Source organism: Moritella sp. 5 (assembly GCF_018219455.1).
Lineage (GTDB): Bacteria > Pseudomonadota > Gammaproteobacteria > Enterobacterales > Moritellaceae > Moritella.
Genome location: NZ_CP056122.1, coordinates 2,737,480 through 2,754,925, shown reverse-complemented (window position 1 = coordinate 2,754,925; position 17,446 = coordinate 2,737,480). Strand labels below are relative to the sequence as shown.

Annotated in this window: 18 protein-coding genes and 1 riboswitch; of the genes, 14 read left to right on the top strand and 4 right to left on the bottom strand. The window is 37.8% G+C overall.

The window, feature by feature from the left end:
- Window positions 1-11 precede the first annotated feature (11 nt).
- Genes HWV01_RS12325 through HWV01_RS12305 form a run of 5 tightly spaced genes read left to right on the top strand, consistent with a single transcriptional unit; the run spans window position 12 to window position 5,824 of the window.
- Window positions 12-1,145: a hypothetical protein gene (locus HWV01_RS12325; RefSeq protein WP_211671834.1), complete on the top strand. Its 1,134-nt coding sequence runs from the start codon at window positions 12-14 to the stop codon at window positions 1,143-1,145.
- Window positions 1,142-3,238, top strand: a complete 2,097-nt coding sequence (locus HWV01_RS12320; RefSeq protein WP_211671833.1) for an SLBB domain-containing protein — start codon at window positions 1,142-1,144, stop codon at window positions 3,236-3,238. Before HWV01_RS12325 ends, HWV01_RS12320 begins: the two co-directional genes overlap by 4 nt.
- On the top strand, window positions 3,235-3,954 hold the full coding sequence (locus HWV01_RS12315; protein ID WP_211671832.1) for a chromosome partitioning protein: 720 nt from the start codon (window positions 3,235-3,237) through the stop codon (window positions 3,952-3,954). The genes HWV01_RS12320 and HWV01_RS12315 overlap by 4 nt, the downstream gene beginning before the upstream one ends.
- Window positions 3,954-5,444, top strand: coding sequence for a SpoIIE family protein phosphatase (locus HWV01_RS12310; RefSeq protein ID WP_211671831.1), 1,491 nt, complete (start codon window positions 3,954-3,956; stop codon window positions 5,442-5,444). The genes HWV01_RS12315 and HWV01_RS12310 overlap by 1 nt, the downstream gene beginning before the upstream one ends.
- 35 nt (window positions 5,445-5,479) lie before the next feature.
- Window positions 5,480-5,824 carry an Hpt domain-containing protein gene (locus HWV01_RS12305; RefSeq protein WP_211671830.1) on the top strand — a complete coding sequence of 115 codons (345 nt, stop codon included), beginning with the start codon at window positions 5,480-5,482 and terminating at the stop codon, window positions 5,822-5,824.
- Here the strand turns inward: HWV01_RS12305 and yvcK are convergent.
- The 4 genes from yvcK to narQ form a co-directional block, all read right to left on the bottom strand.
- Window positions 5,796-6,707, bottom strand: a complete 912-nt coding sequence (gene yvcK, locus HWV01_RS12300) for a uridine diphosphate-N-acetylglucosamine-binding protein YvcK (protein ID WP_211671829.1) — start codon at window positions 6,705-6,707, stop codon at window positions 5,796-5,798. The genes HWV01_RS12305 and yvcK overlap by 29 nt on opposite strands.
- A gap of 156 nt (window positions 6,708-6,863) precedes the next feature.
- Window positions 6,864-7,439: an LON peptidase substrate-binding domain-containing protein gene (locus HWV01_RS12295; protein ID WP_211671828.1), complete on the bottom strand. Its 576-nt coding sequence runs from the start codon at window positions 7,437-7,439 to the stop codon at window positions 6,864-6,866.
- 124 nt (window positions 7,440-7,563) lie between these two features.
- Window positions 7,564-8,211, bottom strand: coding sequence for a two-component system response regulator NarL (gene narL / locus HWV01_RS12290; protein WP_045110267.1), 648 nt, complete (start codon window positions 8,209-8,211; stop codon window positions 7,564-7,566).
- Window positions 8,204-9,922, bottom strand: a complete 1,719-nt coding sequence (gene narQ, locus HWV01_RS12285) for a nitrate/nitrite two-component system sensor histidine kinase NarQ (RefSeq protein WP_211671827.1) — start codon at window positions 9,920-9,922, stop codon at window positions 8,204-8,206. The genes narL and narQ overlap by 8 nt, the downstream gene beginning before the upstream one ends.
- A gap of 156 nt (window positions 9,923-10,078) precedes the next feature.
- Window positions 10,079-10,225, top strand: a riboswitch (molybdenum cofactor riboswitch).
- Between narQ and moaA the strand changes: the two genes are divergently transcribed.
- From moaA to moaB, 9 genes are all read left to right on the top strand, one after another.
- Window positions 10,213-11,190 carry a GTP 3',8-cyclase MoaA gene (gene moaA, locus HWV01_RS12280; RefSeq protein WP_211671826.1) on the top strand — a complete coding sequence of 326 codons (978 nt, stop codon included), beginning with the start codon at window positions 10,213-10,215 and terminating at the stop codon, window positions 11,188-11,190. Its footprint overlaps the riboswitch before it by 13 nt.
- Window positions 11,191-11,539: 349 nt before the next feature.
- Window positions 11,540-12,022 carry a ferredoxin-type protein NapF gene (napF, locus tag HWV01_RS12275; protein ID WP_211671825.1) on the top strand — a complete coding sequence of 161 codons (483 nt, stop codon included), beginning with the start codon at window positions 11,540-11,542 and terminating at the stop codon, window positions 12,020-12,022.
- A 46-nt stretch (window positions 12,023-12,068) separates the two neighbouring features.
- On the top strand, window positions 12,069-12,341 hold the full coding sequence (locus tag HWV01_RS12270) for a chaperone NapD (RefSeq protein ID WP_211671824.1): 273 nt from the start codon (window positions 12,069-12,071) through the stop codon (window positions 12,339-12,341).
- Entirely contained in the window at window positions 12,338-14,824 is a 2,487-nt protein-coding gene (napA, locus tag HWV01_RS12265; protein ID WP_211671823.1) for a periplasmic nitrate reductase subunit alpha, read from the top strand. Before HWV01_RS12270 ends, napA begins: the two co-directional genes overlap by 4 nt.
- A gap of 89 nt (window positions 14,825-14,913) precedes the next feature.
- Window positions 14,914-15,381 carry a nitrate reductase cytochrome c-type subunit gene (locus HWV01_RS12260; RefSeq protein WP_211671822.1) on the top strand — a complete coding sequence of 156 codons (468 nt, stop codon included), beginning with the start codon at window positions 14,914-14,916 and terminating at the stop codon, window positions 15,379-15,381.
- A 43-nt stretch (window positions 15,382-15,424) separates the two neighbouring features.
- Window positions 15,425-15,997 carry a NapC/NirT family cytochrome c gene (locus HWV01_RS12255; RefSeq protein ID WP_211671821.1) on the top strand — a complete coding sequence of 191 codons (573 nt, stop codon included), beginning with the start codon at window positions 15,425-15,427 and terminating at the stop codon, window positions 15,995-15,997.
- 22 nt (window positions 15,998-16,019) lie between these two features.
- Entirely contained in the window at window positions 16,020-16,154 is a 135-nt protein-coding gene (locus HWV01_RS12250; RefSeq protein ID WP_211671820.1) for a TIGR02808 family protein, read from the top strand.
- A gap of 150 nt (window positions 16,155-16,304) precedes the next feature.
- Entirely contained in the window at window positions 16,305-16,817 is a 513-nt protein-coding gene (locus tag HWV01_RS12245) for an RNA methyltransferase (protein ID WP_211671819.1), read from the top strand.
- 110 nt (window positions 16,818-16,927) lie between these two features.
- Window positions 16,928-17,434: a molybdenum cofactor biosynthesis protein B gene (gene moaB / locus HWV01_RS12240; RefSeq protein ID WP_211671818.1), complete on the top strand. Its 507-nt coding sequence runs from the start codon at window positions 16,928-16,930 to the stop codon at window positions 17,432-17,434.
- The last annotated feature ends 12 nt before the right edge of the window (window positions 17,435-17,446 follow it).

The window sequence follows — 17,446 nt, the reverse complement described above, 5'->3', positions numbered from 1 at the left end:
TAAGGTATTAAATGAATAAATTAATGCTATGGATATCTATATGCGTTTCTTTTTCTGCTTGTACAAATTGGCCACGAGAAGGCTATTTTGAAAATACGACTATACATACAGAGGAACGAGTCCAATTCAAAAAACATTATTCGTATTTAAATTTGCATTTTTCAGTAGCCAACCTACGGGGTGCCAAAAAGTGTACACCAGCCTATGTTAAATCGGTCGAAAATATTAACAGCCGTGTTGAAAAAGCAATTGCCGTGGAAGACCTACAAGATATAAAAATTGAAATGGCTATCTTAGAGCGGAATATAACGGATTTAATTGTTAATCTTAATCGAGTTAGTGCGAATACTAATTGCGCACAACCGCCACGTTCATTGACTTCAAACTTTGTTCACCCTTTAACTTACCAACTTGATCTCTTATTGTATTGTGCCCCACAATTTGAAGTTGATAGCGCTGTTTTAACGGCGCTATATAAAGTGTGCCTTCGTCAGGTTAGTTTTTTACTGCTAGATAACCCCGATGTTGAGATTGAATATACTAAATACAAGTTGTTTGAAAGTAGGGGGAAGCCAATAGATGATGGTTCAAATGTCAATTACAATCAAGGTCTCGTTTTTCATGATGTTAGTACAATCGTCGATGTAAATAATGAGTTTAAAGACACGTTAAATGATCGTGACGATGAAGGTTATAATGACGAAATGCGTAAATATTTAATCTTTGATCAAGTACCAAGTGTGAGTGTTCAACAATTATCTAAATTAGAATTCAAGATAGATCAAGAACATACTCCTGTACTTGTCCATGAAATTAAATCCTCCAATGATGTTAATCATGACTCAAAATCAAATCCTGAAGTTGAATATGCAACAAATTTAGATGATGTTGCATTATTTAATTTACGTACAGATACAATTCTAAGCTATGTCACAGGTCTTACAGCGAATGAACAAAAAAACAATGTCATTTATGAAGAGCTCAGGACCGGTGTAACACCACCAACAGCCCCCGTTATCACAACACTTATGTGGCTATCTGAGAGCAATAAAAAGGTTAACCATAAGGTAAAAGATTGGCGTTTCTTGCTGACAGAAGGTGAACTTTTTAGTGATGCGAAATTGCCGAAAGGACTCGCTTTATGAAAATGGTATTTTTTTGTTTTGCTTTATTATTCACATCTCCTCTCGCTTTAGGTGAAAATGAATTCATTGATTCGGGTGATCAATTATTTATTTTTATGCCAGGTGAGGAGGACTTTGAAAAACCATTTCAAGTTGACGCAAGTGGTTTTATTCAATTGCCTGAAATTGGGAAGTTACATGTAAAAGGCAAAACCTTGACTGTCGTGTTAGAAGAGATGAAGGTATTGCTTAGTGTCGTATTCCGGGATATATCAAAGTTATATATTGAGTTTAGAGCACGAGAAAAATTAGTCACGGTGTTAGGTTATGTGAATGATCCTCGTGAAGTCGTATTACCAGAACTTGGTAATGTACAGATGGCATTGAATAAAGCCGGGGGGATGCTGGCTGGTGCACAGCTCGATAATATGCAACTGCAACGAGGCGCTGAAGTTATCATATTTAACTTCAAGCGTTATTTAGAAACGGGTGATGAAAATGAACTTCCTGCATTGAAATCTGGCGATATTATATTTGTCCCATCATCGCCATTGACCGGTAATGTACAGATGACCTTTGATGCGAGGTCACTAAAGCAAGGCGGAGACGCAAGCGACACTCAAAAAGCCGTGACGGTTTTCGGTGAGGTCAATGCGCCTGGCACATTTTCCTATGTGCCGGGTATGACCATTATCGAAAGTTTGATGAAAGCGAATGGCGTTACGCGTTATGCTAATGTGGGTAAAATCAGAGTCATGGGGAGTAAGGCTCCACAAACATTTGATTTAAAGTTATATCTTGATACAGGGGATATGGCTAAGTTACCCAAAATAAACCCCGGTACGACTATTTTTGTGCCTATTCAGGTTGAGGACATCAAAGTTGGCTTACAGGTTGTGTACGTGATGGGGCAAGTGAATAAACCGGGCGCTTTTGAAGGTCGTAAGGGGATCACCTTCATGGACATGTTAGCAAATGCCGGCGGGCCGAATAGATATGCTGATACTCAGCAAATTAGAGTGCTTAAAGAAAATGGTGAAACATTCCGCTTTGATTTAAAAAAATATTCAGATGATCCTGAAAATAACCCATTTCCTGTTATTGAGGGGGGGGATGTGATTTTCTTACCTGAAAAAGCCGATATGGTTGAAAAATCATGGCTCGTTGAATCACACGATGAGGCAATAAAAATTATTGGCGCGGTCAAAAATCCAGGTCGTTATCAATGGGATGATGACATGACATTCCTTGATCTACTTGGCCATGCTGAGGGACCAACCGAGAAGGCTGATTTATCAAAAGTAATGATTGTTGGTAATGATGGTTTAGGTGAACGTCTGTTTTTCGATTTAGATAAATTCATGAAAGTTGGTGGTGATTATTTAATTCTGCCGCAGTTATCTGCGGGTGATACAGTCATGTTTACGGAGCTACCGGATGATCCAACAGATAATAAATCAAAGTGGATAAAACAAGAATCTGAATCTTCTATATATATTCTTGGTGCAGTCGGTGCGCCAGGCCGGTATGCATTTAACAGTCAATTAGATTTCTTAGATTTATTATCTGCAGCTGATGGTCCGACTAATGATGCAGACATTAAGCATATTAAAGTAACACATCGTAATAAACGCTATGCAAAATCATCAACGCTGGATCTCGACATGTATTTTGAGACTGGAGACGAAAGTCTTTTACCACAAGTACTACCAGGAGATACGATTTATATTCCAGCTAAGAGTGAACAAGGGGAATTAAATAATACGGTTAATATTGTGCAGGTATTAGGTGCTGTGCATAACCCTGGCCGTTATAAATATGATTCTTCACTGGATGTAGTTGGTATATTAACAATGGCTGGAGGACCTACCACAGAAGCTTATATTGATCGTATTATTATTTTGACTAAACGTGGAGAAATGAAGCATAGTGCACGTACTTTTAATATGAAGCATTATCTTACTCAACCTGACTATAGAGATATCCCGATTATTCATGCTGGTGACACTATATATATCCCTAATGAGAAAGAGTCTAACTGGAGCCAGTTATTGGATATATTAGGGAGTGCGTTAAGTGTCGTTACGCTCTTTATTGTTGGTTCTTCATTATGAATATCTTACCAGAAACGTTTGTTGAAATTGAGCAGATTTATCAGTTAATTGCGAACGAAAATATCAAGTCATTAGCAATAAATTGTTCTCAAGGAAAAGAAGGTGGAACTGAATTAGTTCTAGCATTAGCTCGGCGTCATAAAGTGGCGGGGAGTAAGGTGCTGATTGTGGATCTTAATACATTTAAACCTGCAATTACCAATGAGTATATTAATGAAACAAAATCATGGTCTCTCGACGATATGGGTTCACAAACGGCTTGTATAGCAAAGTTTACTGACATGATTGATATTTTACCTGCGCCAAAAAGTGAACAAGATCAAAATATTAGCTTTCGAGATGAAAAAAAGATAAAAGATGCTATCGAATACTGGTTGCAGCACTATAATTTTATTATATTTGATACATGTGCAATCACGCGAACTAATTTTTCCAATATACCAGGCGAAGTTATTGCTAGAGGATGTGATGCCAGTTTACTTGTTGTTGCTCCTGGTATCTCGCTCGAGAGTTCGGTTGTAAAAACAATAAAAATTTTTAAATATAATCATGTTAAATTGCTTGGCACTGTGATTAATGATGTCAAATGTCCACCGTTGGATATGCAATTAAGAAATTCAGTGCGCAGACGATTACATGGCTTTCCGATATTCAAACAATGGTTACTTAATCGGATTTCAAACGTGGAATTATTAAAAGGTAAATTTGGCCGCTGATGAAAACACAACTGTTTGCAAAGCAATATCCATTAAAACTGGATTCAATTAGTGAGGTTCGGCGTCTCTTAACGACATTATGCCAACAGCTCGCTCTTGAACAAGCTGAAATTGACCGTGTAACGTTAGTGTTAGCAGAATACCTTTCTAATCTTTATTTTCATAACCAAGGTACAGTTAACTGGTTCAGTATTGAGCTCGCTGGAGTTAAAAGTAATTGGTATTTTGAAATATCAGATAGTGGTGATAGTTTTGATCCCTACAAAGTTAATGTTCGCGATATTTTTAATGGTGAGCTATTAACGGGCGGTATGGGATTAGCTTTAATTCAGAAGAATAACCACAATGGTCATTACGAGAGCGAGAATGGAATTAATAAATTCACTTGCCCCTTAAAGGAACAGAAAAAAAAGCTAAGTGTTGTTATTGTTGATGATGATCAAACCCTATTGTGGGCATATAAAGGCTATTTGCAACATGATTTTGTCGTGCATATTTTTTCAGCCGCGGTATTAGCACTTAAATATATTCAGCATGAAGGCTGCGATCTTATTATTGCCGATATTCACATGCCGGAAATGTCAGGATTTGAGTTTAGGCTGAAAGTGGAGTCTTTTGAGAAGGGAGCGTTGACACCGTTTGTATTCTTAACTGGTGATGATAATCTGTCAGTGCAAGAACAAGCCGCGGAAGTTTCTATTGATGATTATTTAATTAAGCCGATAACTAAAACACCGTTACTTGCAGTTTGTAACCGTGTTATACGTCGTACAAATCAACTGGCATTGCATTATCAGCAACGTATTGTGGAGTCACTCTGTCGACCATTTAAACCGTCACTGCCACCAAAGTCTGGTGACTGGAATTTCTCACTTGCTCATACGCCAGCAAGTGAAGGTGGCGGTGACTTTGTTTTTTTTCATGATTATGGTGAAAGTAAATTACTCATTTTAGGCGATATTATGGGGCATGGGCCTGTCGCTAAATTTCATAGTTTTGCGATAATGGGCTATTTAGAGGGGCTAATTACATCTATACCTACTTGTCCTGGTGTTCTATTAGCTGGCTTGTCTAGCAGGTTATACTTAAATCAGTTACTAGAGTCCAGTATGTTAACTTGTATTGTTATAAAGTTGACAGGAAACAAATGTGAAATCGCCACCGCGGGGCATCCACAGCCTTATCTATTGAATGACGTTGGATACAAAGCAATTGATTGTAAAGGCACTGTATTGGGACTCTTACCCGATGAAGGGTATGCCGCCGTCACAGTAGAGCTAAAAGAAGGAGAAAAACTTTTTTTCTATTCAGATGGCATTTTTGAGAATATAGATAGGAATTGTGATTGTATTGACAATATACTAGATGGAATTAAAGGAACGACAGCTCAATATGTATTAGATCAACTATGGTTACGTTTTGAATCACTTTTACCCGGAAAGTTACAGGATGATGCCACTGCAATTATCATTGATCTAAACAATAAATGAGTAATAAGTTCAAATTGAAGATATGAGGTAATGAAATGGAAAACACAGTTATTAATGAAACGGTATTTTCTCAGCTGTTAGTTGATGTAGGTGAAGACATGTTACCTGCGTTGGTCGCTGTTTTTAATGAAGAAACTACGGAGCGTATTAATGACTTACAAGCATTAATACTGGATATTGATAATAATAAAGTGGCACAAAGTTGTCATAGCATAAAAAGTAGTGCCGGCACATATGGGGCGTTATTAGTGCAGCAGCATGCTGAAGAGTTAGAGATTATGGCAAAATCGAATCATACCGAAGAAGTACAAGCGAAATTGCCTTTACTAATACATAGTCTCGAAGATGCAATCAATGCGCTGGCGTTAAGATGTGATTAACAACCGATTCAATTGCTTCTTTTAATTTAACACGATCGTGATAGTATTTATTAACGTCTTCACGTAAGTCATGGGTATAGGTAGGATAAGTCAGTTTTGACTGTTTATCTATATCCTCTATAACGGCACTAATGATTGGAAAACCAAGTTTTTTTTCACACCACTGTAAGCGTTCTTGCAGGGGTATTTTTGATGCCGGACCTATCTCTTGTTGTAAATTACCTAAGTAAATCACTTTTGCATTGCTTCTACGTAACGCTTTTTGTATATCTTTAAGCAACAGCGGAGGCATGATACTGGTTAGAAACGACCCCGGGCCTAATAATATTAAATCAGCTTTCTCAATTGCCTGTACGGCTTCAAATGTTGCTGCAACATTTGGGTGTACGGTTAATTGATTTGGAAACTCATGCATCTTATCGACAGACACTTCACCATGCACATCGTTACCACAAGGTGTGACTGCGATTAAATCACTTGGCTGTTCTGACATTGGGATCAGTTGACATTCGATATGTAGCATATTACGAATAAGATTTACAGCGTCTAGCGGACGCACACAGAGGTTATCTAAAGCAACCAGCATTAGGTTACCTAAGTTATGATTTTTTAGTTCACCTTCGTTCTTAAAGCGATATTCAAAAAGCAAAGAACCTATATCAGGTTGGGTTACTAGCTGATTAATACAGTTACGAACATCTCCCCAAGCGATGCAGTTCTCAGAACTTCTAAGTCGCCCTGTTGAACCACCATTATCTGTTGTTGTTACTATACCCGTTAATCTTGACCCTAAAAAAGAAAGGGAAGATAGCACTCGACCTAGTCCATGACCGCCGCCGATTGCGACAACTTTATCGAGATCTGAAAGTGATTTTTGCAACATATTACAATACTAAACTCGAATGAATTACAGAATCTCATCATATCTTGAAATAAAATATTTTAACAATTAACTTGACCCATTTGTTGCATTAATAAACAGTAATAAATAAGAATATAGTGATTTATAGATATGCCTCACAATAGGGTGTGAGTATGACTATATTGGAATAAGTTCTTTTAAGACTTGTAATGTATGGGTGCAGTTAGCTTGTTGTAATAAAAATTGTTTTCGCTCAACTGGTATTGGTAATAGTTCTAACCAGCGTTGTGATATCCAGCTTGCATTATCCATTTCTTTTGAGTAGTACAACTCATCCAGATCTGGATGTTGATTGAATATATCCGTTAGTTTGTCAGTTAAGTAGCGATCTTGTTCAGTGATGTTTTGATCTGGCCAATTAGATATGTAATGGATTTCGGCTATTTTTAATCCATCATCTTCGACGGCTATATCATCGATGATGAAACGATCAACACCTTCCACAATAATGCCAAGGAAACCATCATCGAGAGGGTAAAAATCAACAATTTTAACGTGTGTGCCGATAGGTGATATACGCCCAAATGGACCAGTCTGTTTAGAGTCAATCATAACGATACCAAACCCTATCATTGTCTTAGCGTTGTCTTTGATCATGCGTATATAGCGTTCTTCAATGATACGTAAAGGAAGTCGACCATTAGGGAGTATATGAGAGGGTAACGGGAATAATGCGAGTTGAGTTGATTGCAAAAGTGGACTCATTAGTCAGTGGATATATAACTAATAATAGTGCTGTTTAAAAAGTTTGCATTTTTGATTGTAAATATAGAAGTAAAAATATAATAAGGCTTATATCTTTACTTCTATTATTTGATTACGCGCTAGTTTTATTAAATTCAAGATACATAACAGCAGCTTCAACACGTGAACTTGCTTCTAGTTTCTTCAATAAACTTTTAACGTGAACTTTTACAGTCCCTTCTGAAATATGCAGGTTACTTGCAACATGTTTGTTGCTGTAGCCTTTTGAGATTTCAAGTAAGATTTGGTTTTCGCGTTTAGTTAGCTTAGCTAGCTTTTCTTCAAAGTTATTATCTTCATGTAGGCAGTCTAAATAGCCTAGTAAGCTTTCAGAAAGAGCCTGTTGACCAGATAATACGTCTTGTAATTGCTCTAGTAACAGATCCGGTTCCGAATCTTTTAATAAGTAGCCATCTGCACCCGCATTGATTAGTTTAATCACGTCTTGTTTGTTATCAGAAACTGTTAAAATAACAACGCGAGAGCTCAACTCTTCAGAGCGAAGCGCTTTTAACGTATCTAAGCCTGACATGCCTTTCATGTTCAGATCAAGTAGAACAAGATCCGGTTCATGCTGTTTAGCAAGCGTGATAGCTTCCACACCATCACTGGCTTCACCAATAACATTAAACTTTTCTTCTAATGTAAGAAGTTGAACTATCCCTTTACGCATTAGTGGATGATCATCAACAACTAAAATTGTGTAACTATTGTCAAGCATGTTTGTTTTCCCTGTCGAAGGTAAGTAATACCAAGGTGCCTTTTGTTATATTATTTTTAATTTCTAGTTTAGCACCTAGTTTTGAAGCGCGTTCACCCATTATGTTTAGCCCATAATGGTTGGATTTCGTTGGGTTAGCTGTAATGCCATCACCATTATCCGAAATAGATACTTTAATAGTACCATTTTTATTCGTGCCACAGTCAATCATTATTTCGTTTGAGTTCGCATGTTTGATTGAATTTAATACAGCTTCTCTAATTATTTGTAATATATGTATGTGTTGGTTGGGTTTGAATAAATGTTCTTCTAATTCGTAGCTTAGATGAATTTTGGATTTTGTGCGTTGACGCAGTTGTGTGAGCATGATCGAAATGGCTACAGAAAGGTTCGCGTCATCAAGCGTCAAACGAAAAGTATTTAATAATTCTCTTAGCTGTGTATAAGATAATTTTAGGTTAGTGTCGATTTCATCCACAATATCGTTGGTAGCCGATGTGATTTCTTGATTTTTTAAATGACGTTTCAATAACGCAACTTGTATTTTTAAATAAGAAAGCGCTTGCGCAAGTGAATCATGTAATTCCCGCGCAATAACGGCGCGTTCTTCCATTAATAAGGAGCGTTGTGCTTCTAAGTTACTTTGAGAACGGTGCTGAGCACGAGAAATAATTCGACAGTAACTGCGTAAGTGCTCTTGATCATTTGCTTCACGTTTGAGAACAGTCAAGGTACCAAATGATTGCTCTTCGAGTTCTAATTTTAGGTCAATAGTTTGCTCGCCATTATCAAAGCCTGAATTAAGGTAAATAGTTTCAACTTCCGATCCCGTTAATACAAGTTTGTAGAAATTAAGGCCATTGAGTTCGGACACACTTTGTAGTGTTTGTTCAAGCATATCGGCGTTAAGGTGTGTGACGTGTAATTTTTGTGATGTGGTATAAAGAAAGTTAATTTTATCTTTTGCTTCTTTCAACTGCTTGGTTTTGGCATCTACCTGTTGTTCTAACGTACTGTATAGTTTATTTAAATCTTGCGCCATGTGTGAAATATTACTCGCTAACGAGCCAATTTCATTTTCATAGAAAAAATCAAAGGATACATTGAATTCACCTTTTCTAATTTGATTTGATGCGGCGAATATTTGCTGTAGTGGTTTTAATACCTGTACTTGCATTAAACGGATAGTGATAATACATACCGCAAAAATGAGGCCGATCCCGAGTCCTTTGATTAGTGTGATAATTTTAACTTTGTACTCAGAATGATCTTGTAAATGTTGTACAAAACTATCAATTTTTAATACAAAGCTGTCCACATTATCTAAGAATTGTTTGGGATTATTACTGTGTAATATATCTAATTGCGTTTGCCATCGATCATTAACATCCATAAATTCGGTTTTTAACTTTGATGTGATATCCCAGTTATCGACAATATTATTTTTAATGTGCGCAAGTGATTGATTGAAAGTATTAATATGCTGTTGACGTAATATTTCAGATTCGTCCCGGGATAAATTGTAAGCGATTTGGTAGCTTTGCATTCGCAATGCACCCGCTTTGTTAATTGATGCCGCATCAGAAAGACTGAGTGATAATGCGACTAAGGAAATAAATGTTAGCATTGAGGCTAATGCTAATATACTGAACATACCACGGCCGATTAAAATGATAATAGACTGGTGGGAGGGGATTATATTTTTTATCATGTTAACTTTACTGTTGATGAATTGAGCTGTTAATAGCCAATAATTTACATGGCAATTTAATTTCGATCAATGATTTATCATATTCCACTATAATAACGACTATATATCCTTTAAATTAATTTGAAAATCGTTTAAGTTTAAGAACTCTAAAATTTAATATAAATCAAACTCCGATCCTTAATGATCTAAATTTATCGTTATAAATATGATCTTAAGGACTCATAGCATCCATAATTGCTATAAGGGTTTAATCAGAAATGGTTAAGCCTCCCGTATTTGGAAAGGTGTTTATGCAACTTCAAGATCAATTTTCGCGTAAATTTTATTATTTACGCTTATCAATTACAGATGTCTGTAATTTCAAATGTAACTATTGTCTACCAGATGGTTATAAAGCCGAAGGCAAGCCTGAGTTTTTAGCGCGAGATGAGCTAAGGCGCATAGTGACAGGTTTTGCTGAAATGGGCACTGAAAAAGTCCGTATCACAGGTGGTGAACCTTCATTAAGAAAAGATTTTACTGATATTATTTCAGATATATCGTCTATCCCCAAAATTAATAAAGTTGCGACGACAACAAATGGCTTCAACCTCGAAAAATATGCTCAAGAATGGCGTGATGCGGGGTTGGATGCATTAAATGTGAGTATTGATAGTTTAGATGCTCGCATGTTCCGTCAAATTACCGGTAAAAATATGCTCCATAAAGTAATGGGCGGACTTGATGCCGCTTTTACTGCTGGGTTTGAAACCGTAAAGGTGAATACGGTGTTAATGCGTAATTTAAATGATATTGAACTTGGTGATTTTTTAAATTGGATAAAAACTCGGCCTATTCAGTTACGGTTTATTGAATTGATGCAGACCGGGGATAATCAAGTATTGTTTGATAAACACCATGTTTCGGGTGTGAGTATTCGTGATAAATTAAAAATGCAAGGGTGGGTCAGTAAAGTAAGGGGCAAAGCTGACGGCCCTGCACAAGTTTTCGTGCACCCTGATTATGTCGGTGAAATTGGCTTGATTATGCCGTATGAAAAGAATTTTTGTTCAACGTGTAACCGTTTACGTGTTTCCACTAAAGGGCGTTTACATTTATGTTTGTTTGGTGAAGAAGGTGTTGAATTACGCGATTTACTACAAGAAGATAACCAACAGTCAGAATTGATTGCGCGTGTTTTCGACCACATGTCTGATAAAAAATCGACTCATTTTCTTCAGCAAGGTATCACTGCAAATACACCCCACTTAGCTTCTATTGGCGGCTAATTGAGACTCATACAAGCTTAAATATTTAATCCCTTCTCTAAAAAATATAACGTAGTGAGTTGCTGCGTTATATTTAATCTCGCTTTAAACATGCGCATATTATTGCTGTTGTCTATAATATTAGAAATATTTGTCTATTGATTCAATAGGTAGGTTTAATCTAGTACAAACACAAAATGTGACATTCCTCACCTTTATTTATTGATCTAAAATAAGTTTTGTCTACCTTACCCATTAGTGAGTATTTATAGCGGGTATTATATAGACCATTATAAATTAATGGTTTTTATAGAGTGATGTACACCTTAATTCTTTACATTAAAAATGTTACTTCAGTAAGGTAGTTTTGATGAGTATTAATCTAGCGCGACGTTCGTTATTTCGTCGTAAAGAACAAGACAACGTTGTACGTCTACCTTGGTTAAAAGCAGATTTAGAATTTACAGATAAATGCACACGATGTGGCGATTGCACTGCCGCTTGCCCAGAGCAAATCATAATAGTCGGAGATGGTGGATTTCCTGAAATTGATTTTAGCGTATCAGAATGCAATTTTTGTAAAGAATGTGTAAATCACTGTAAAGAAGATTTATTCGACTTTAATCAAGCACAAGCATGGGCTAATAAAGCTGTTGTGTCTGATGGATGCTTGAATATTCAGTCTGTATATTGCCGAAGTTGTGCTGAATCGTGTGAGTCTGAAGCTCTAGCATTTAACTTTATTAATACAACGTTCGTGAGCCCGGATGTTGTATTTGATGATTGTAACGGTTGCGGTGCGTGTGTATCGATTTGCCCTGTAAGTGCTATCACGGTAAGCCCTGACTGTTAGGTTTAGCTATTAAGAATTCGTTTTATAATAATTATAAGGTCATAAAATGGCAGAACAAGAAGTTCATATATCGAGTCTAATTATTCACGTGAAACCAGAAGGTTTGGTAGACGTGAAGCATAAAATTTCAGCACTTCCTGATGCTGAAATTTACGGTGATAGTGAAGAGGGTAAAATTATCGTCGTATTAGAAACCAGTAATCAAAAATTTGTTACCGATATTATTGATAAAATTAATAATTTCGAACATGTCTTAAGTACTTCTCTTGTTTTTCACCAAATTGAAACTATCGATCTATCATGTGAGGATGATCTATGAAATTAACCAGACGTGCGTTTGTTAAAGCAAATGCTGCAGTCTCTGCAGCTGCAATTGCTGGCGTTACTCTTCCTGCGAGTGCAACAAACCTGATTGCAAGTCGTGATGAGACTAAAATTAAGTGGGATAAAGCCCCATGCCGATTCTGTGGTACAGGTTGCTCTGTATTAGTCGGTACACAAGGTGGCCGAGTTGTTGCTACTCAAGGCGATCCTGAAGCTCCTGTAAATAAAGGTCTTAACTGTGTTAAAGGCTATTTCTTATCTAAAATCATGTACGGGAAAGATCGTTTAACAACGCCTTTACTGCGTATGCGAGATGGTAAGTTTGCGAAAGACGGTGAATTTGCACCAATTTCATGGGATCAAGCGTTTGATATCATGGCTGAGAAATGGAAAGCATCACTAAAAGCAAACGGTCCAACATCAGTGGGTATGTTTGGTTCTGGTCAGTGGACCGTAATGGAAGGGTATGCAGCAGTTAAATTGATGAAAGCAGGCTTCCGTTCAAATAACATTGATCCGAATGCGCGTCACTGTATGGCTTCTGCTGTTGGTGGTTTCATGCGTACCTTTGGTATTGATGAGCCAATGGGTTGTTATGATGATTTCGAAAATGCAGATTCGTTTGTACTTTGGGGTTCAAACATGGCGGAAATGCATCCGATTTTATGGACGCGTATTACTGATCACCGCTTAAGTAATCAGCATGTTAAAGTTAATGTATTATCCACTTATAAACATCGTTCTTTTGAATTAGCTGATATGGGGATTGTTTTCAACCCTCAATCCGATTTAGCAATGGCTAACTTTATTGCTAATTACATCATTCAAAACGATGCTGTAAACTGGGATTTCGTTAATAAGCATACACACTTTAAACGTACAGCAACGGATATCGGTTACGGCTTACGTGACGAACATCCAATGCAAGCTAAAGCCAAAAACCCTAACTCGGGAAAAATGACAGCAATGACATTTGAAGAGTATAAGGCGTCTGTTGCTGAGTATACGGTTGAGAAAGCATCTGAAATCTCAGGTGTATCAGAAGAAAAACTAATTACACTTGCTAAGCAATATGCAGATCCAAACATCAAAGTAATGTCGCTATGGACAATGGGTATGAATCAACATACTCGTGGTGTATGGATGAACAGCCTTGTTTACAACATCCATTTACTTGTTGGTAAAATATCACAACCGGGTAATGGTCCATTCTCGCTAACGGGTCAACCATCTGCGTGTGGTACAGCACGTGAGGTGGGGGTATTCTCACACCGATTACCAGCTGATATGGTTGTTGCGAACCCGAAACATCGCGCAACTGCTGAAAAGATTTGGAAATTACCAGAAGGTACGATTCCACCGAAACCAGGTCTACATGCTGTTGCACAAAACCGCGCATTAAAAGACGGTACGTTAAATGCGTATTGGACTATGTGTAATAACAATATGCAAGCAGCACCAAACATGATGGAAGAGGGCTTACCGGGTTACCGCAACCCAGCTAACTTCATCGTTTGTTCTGACCCATACCCAACAGTAACGGCACAAGCATCTGATCTTATTTTACCAACAGCAATGTGGGTAGAGAAAGAGGGCGCATACGGTAATGCTGAGCGTCGTACACAAGCTTGGTATCAACAAGTTAAATCTGTTGAAGGTGCAAAATCAGATTTATGGCAGTTAATGGAATTCTCTAAGCGCTTTAAGATTGAAGAAGTGTGGGGCGAAGACCTATTAGCTAAAATGCCAGAGCACCGTGGTAAGACTATGTACGATGTACTTTATCGTAACGGTAATGTTGATGCATTCCCATTAAGCGAAGCGCAAGAGCTAAATGATGATGCAAATGATCAAGGTTTCTATGTGCAAAAAGGTCTATTTGAAGAATATGCAAGTTTTGGTCGTGGTCATGGTCATGATCTAGCCCCTTATGATGTTTACCATACAGTACGTGGTTTACGTTGGCCTGTTGTGAACGGTGTTGAAACAAAATGGCGTTTTGCAGAAGGCAGTGACCCATACGTAGGTAAAGGTAAAGGCTTTGAGTTCTATGGTAAGCCAGATGGTAAAGCAAACATTATCTTTGCACCGTACGAAGCGCCACCTGAAATGCCAAATGAAGAATATGATATGTGGTTATGTACTGGTCGTGTTCTCGAACATTGGCACTCAGGTACGATGACAGCACGTGTTCCTGAATTATATCGTGCAATGCCGGATGCACTTTGTTATATCCATCCTGATGACGCTAAAAAACGTAATGTACGTCGCGGTGATGAAGTTCTTATTGAATCTCTTCGTGGTGAAGTGCGCTGTCGTGTAGAAACACGTGGTCGTAACCGCCCTCCAGTAGGCTTAGTATTTGTACCTTGGTTTGATGCGCGAGTATTAATTAACAAAGTATGTCTAGATGCTACGGATCCGTTATCAAAACAAACGGATTATAAAAAATGTGCAATTAAAATTACCAAAGTGTAATTAAAAACTGCACATCTTACTGAACGAGTTTGCCAGTAAACGATACTGGTAAATAACGGATTTATTTGCCAATAGGCGGAGAACATTATATGAGAAAATTATTGGCTGTGCTGCTAGCTGCAGGGACGTTATTCTCTGTATCAGCACAAAGTACAGAAACTGCTGTAATTGAAAATGTAAATAACGGTGGTGTTGCATCATTACGTGGTATCACTGAGTTAGACACCACTCGTAAAGCGGATGAGTTGAAACGTGTGATCAAAGATCGTAGTCCAATCGATCGTGATTACGTATACCAACCACCACTGATTCCGCATCAAACACGTCATTATGAAGTGTCTTTAAATGCGAACAAATGTCTGTCATGTCACAGCTGGAAATACGCAGGTGAAATGGGCGCGACTAAAATCAGTGTAACGCATTATCAATCACGTGAAGGCGAAGTATTATCTGATGTGTCACCACGTCGTTACTTCTGCTTGCAGTGCCATGTTACACAAGCAGATGCATCACCGTTAATCAAAAATGATTTTAAACGTGTAGATTCATTGCGTTGATTTATCTAAATGAAAGTAGCCTAAACGAAAAAGAGGCGATAAAATGAAATTAATTTTAAATTTTTGGCGTAAATTAACGACACCAAGTAAAGCGGCTGTTGGTACTGTCTTGGCAATGGGTTTTCTTGGCGGTATTATTTTTTGGGGTGCTTTTAACATGGGTATGGAAGCGACAAATACAGAAGAGTTTTGTTCTGCTTGTCATGCACCTATTCTTAAAGAACTAAAAGAAACAATTCACTACTCTAATCGTTCTGGTGTACGCGCTATCTGTTCTGATTGCCACGTACCGCATAAATGGACTGATAAAATTGTACGTAAAGTGCAAGCGAGTAATGAAATTGTTGCATTCTTGATGGGGAAAATTTCTACTCAAGAAAAGTTTGAAGCACGTCGTAAGCATTTAGCTGTACGCGAATGGCAACGTATGAAAGAAAATGATTCACAGGAATGCCGTAATTGTCATAACTTTGAATTCATGGACTTTTCAGAACAAGGCCCACGTAGTAGAAAGCAGCATTCTACGGCATTAGCGAGTGGTGAAAAAACATGTGTTGATTGCCATAAGGGTATTGCCCATCAGCTACCAGATATGTCAGACGTACCTGGTTGGTAGATAGATAAAAGGAAACACTATTATGAGTACGTTAGAATACGTTATTTGGCATATCCTAGGTTACACTGCGATACCGTTTATTTTCCTCGTTGGTTTTATTGGCGTGGCAGGGTTTTCAGTATGGGCATTGTCTTTTACTTCAGACAAAAAGAAATAATTACAACGTAAACTAGATTAATAATGTTAAGGCCGCATTACTGTAATGCGGCCTTTTTTATTCTCTAACTTACTACCTTGAGGTGGCTTTAATATCCCTGTATTATACCGCCACAATATCCCGTTTATTATTGATAAAATAAAGCACTGAATGAAAAACAAAAATGTATCTATTGGTTTAACCAATCCTAAAAGTCCGACTAATGTTGGTGCTGTAATGCGCGCTGCTGGTTGTTATCAAGCTGATGCGGTTTATTACACTGGTCTAAGATATGACCGAGCCTCAGCCTTTCAAACCGACACCCAGAATATCGCGGCTAAAACACCATTAACGGGTGTTGATAATTGGCTTGATAGTATTCCAGAATCAACCAATATAGTGTGTGTTGAATTAGCTGAAGGCGCAATCCCGCTACCCGCGTTTGAGCATCCTGATAATGTTATTTATATCTTTGGACCTGAAGACGGGACCATAGATCAAAAAGTAATTGATCGGGCATCTGCGGTTGTTTATGTGCCTACCGTTGGTTGCATGAATCTTGCAGCTACGGTGAATGTCCTACTGTATGACCGTCTGGCGAAGTCAACCGGAACGATTGCTAATGATGCGTTGATCCGTGAAAGTCGCGATAATAACAACAAAGTTAAAGTGACTAGCAAATAATAAATAATAACGACACGTGATCGTTATTTACTCGCTGATCAAGATCAACGACTAATAAGCTTAATCCCTTATAATTATTTAATAACATGACCGAATTGAAAGGAAAAATAATGAGCCATGCTGAATCAGGGTTTAAAGCCGCAAAACTTGCCGTATTAACCGTATCCGATACCCGTAATGAAGGAACAGATACTTCAGGGCGCTTTCTTGCAGAAGCTCTTGTTGCTGAGGGTCATATTTTAATGGATAAAAAGATCGTCATTGATGATAAATATAAGATCCGAGCTATTGTATCTCAGTGGATTGCTGATGAAGATATTCAAGGTGTGCTAATTACCGGTGGCACAGGTTTTACTGCTCGCGATACAACGCCTGAAGCGGTTCAACCATTATTTGATAAAGCGATCGAAGGCTTTGGTGAATTATTCCGTGCAGTTTCATACGATGAGATCGGAACATCGACAATTCAGAGCCGTGCAGTGGGTGGTTTTGCAAATAAAACCGTTATTTTCTGCATGCCGGGTTCGACAGGCGCATGTAAAACTGGTTGGAATAAGATTTTACGTGAGCAGTTAAATAGTTCACATCGTCCATGCAATTTTATGCCACATATTTAAGCTATAGTATTT

What these genes read in the sequence shown, in the direction of transcription:
- HWV01_RS12245 (WP_211671819.1), top strand. Translation starts at nt 16,305, where the DNA reads ATGAAAAACAAAAATGTATCTATTGGTTTAACCAATCCTAAAAGTCCG.
- HWV01_RS12320 (WP_211671833.1), top strand. Translation starts at nt 1,142, where the DNA reads ATGAAAATGGTATTTTTTTGTTTTGCTTTATTATTCACATCTCCTCTC.
- HWV01_RS12325 (WP_211671834.1), top strand. Translation starts at nt 12, where the DNA reads ATGAATAAATTAATGCTATGGATATCTATATGCGTTTCTTTTTCTGCT.
- HWV01_RS12315 (WP_211671832.1), top strand. Translation starts at nt 3,235, where the DNA reads ATGAATATCTTACCAGAAACGTTTGTTGAAATTGAGCAGATTTATCAG.
- moaB (WP_211671818.1), top strand. Translation starts at nt 16,928, where the DNA reads ATGAGCCATGCTGAATCAGGGTTTAAAGCCGCAAAACTTGCCGTATTA.
- moaA (WP_211671826.1), top strand. Translation starts at nt 10,213, where the DNA reads ATGCAACTTCAAGATCAATTTTCGCGTAAATTTTATTATTTACGCTTA.
- HWV01_RS12255 (WP_211671821.1), top strand. Translation starts at nt 15,425, where the DNA reads ATGAAATTAATTTTAAATTTTTGGCGTAAATTAACGACACCAAGTAAA.
- narL (WP_045110267.1), bottom strand. Translation starts at nt 8,211, where the DNA reads ATGCTTGACAATAGTTACACAATTTTAGTTGTTGATGATCATCCACTA.
- HWV01_RS12250 (WP_211671820.1), top strand. Translation starts at nt 16,020, where the DNA reads ATGAGTACGTTAGAATACGTTATTTGGCATATCCTAGGTTACACTGCG.
- HWV01_RS12260 (WP_211671822.1), top strand. Translation starts at nt 14,914, where the DNA reads ATGAGAAAATTATTGGCTGTGCTGCTAGCTGCAGGGACGTTATTCTCT.
- HWV01_RS12305 (WP_211671830.1), top strand. Translation starts at nt 5,480, where the DNA reads ATGGAAAACACAGTTATTAATGAAACGGTATTTTCTCAGCTGTTAGTT.
- napF (WP_211671825.1), top strand. Translation starts at nt 11,540, where the DNA reads ATGAGTATTAATCTAGCGCGACGTTCGTTATTTCGTCGTAAAGAACAA.
- napA (WP_211671823.1), top strand. Translation starts at nt 12,338, where the DNA reads ATGAAATTAACCAGACGTGCGTTTGTTAAAGCAAATGCTGCAGTCTCT.
- HWV01_RS12310 (WP_211671831.1), top strand. Translation starts at nt 3,954, where the DNA reads ATGAAAACACAACTGTTTGCAAAGCAATATCCATTAAAACTGGATTCA.
- HWV01_RS12270 (WP_211671824.1), top strand. Translation starts at nt 12,069, where the DNA reads ATGGCAGAACAAGAAGTTCATATATCGAGTCTAATTATTCACGTGAAA.
- narQ (WP_211671827.1), bottom strand. Translation starts at nt 9,922, where the DNA reads ATGATAAAAAATATAATCCCCTCCCACCAGTCTATTATCATTTTAATC.
- yvcK (WP_211671829.1), bottom strand. Translation starts at nt 6,707, where the DNA reads ATGTTGCAAAAATCACTTTCAGATCTCGATAAAGTTGTCGCAATCGGC.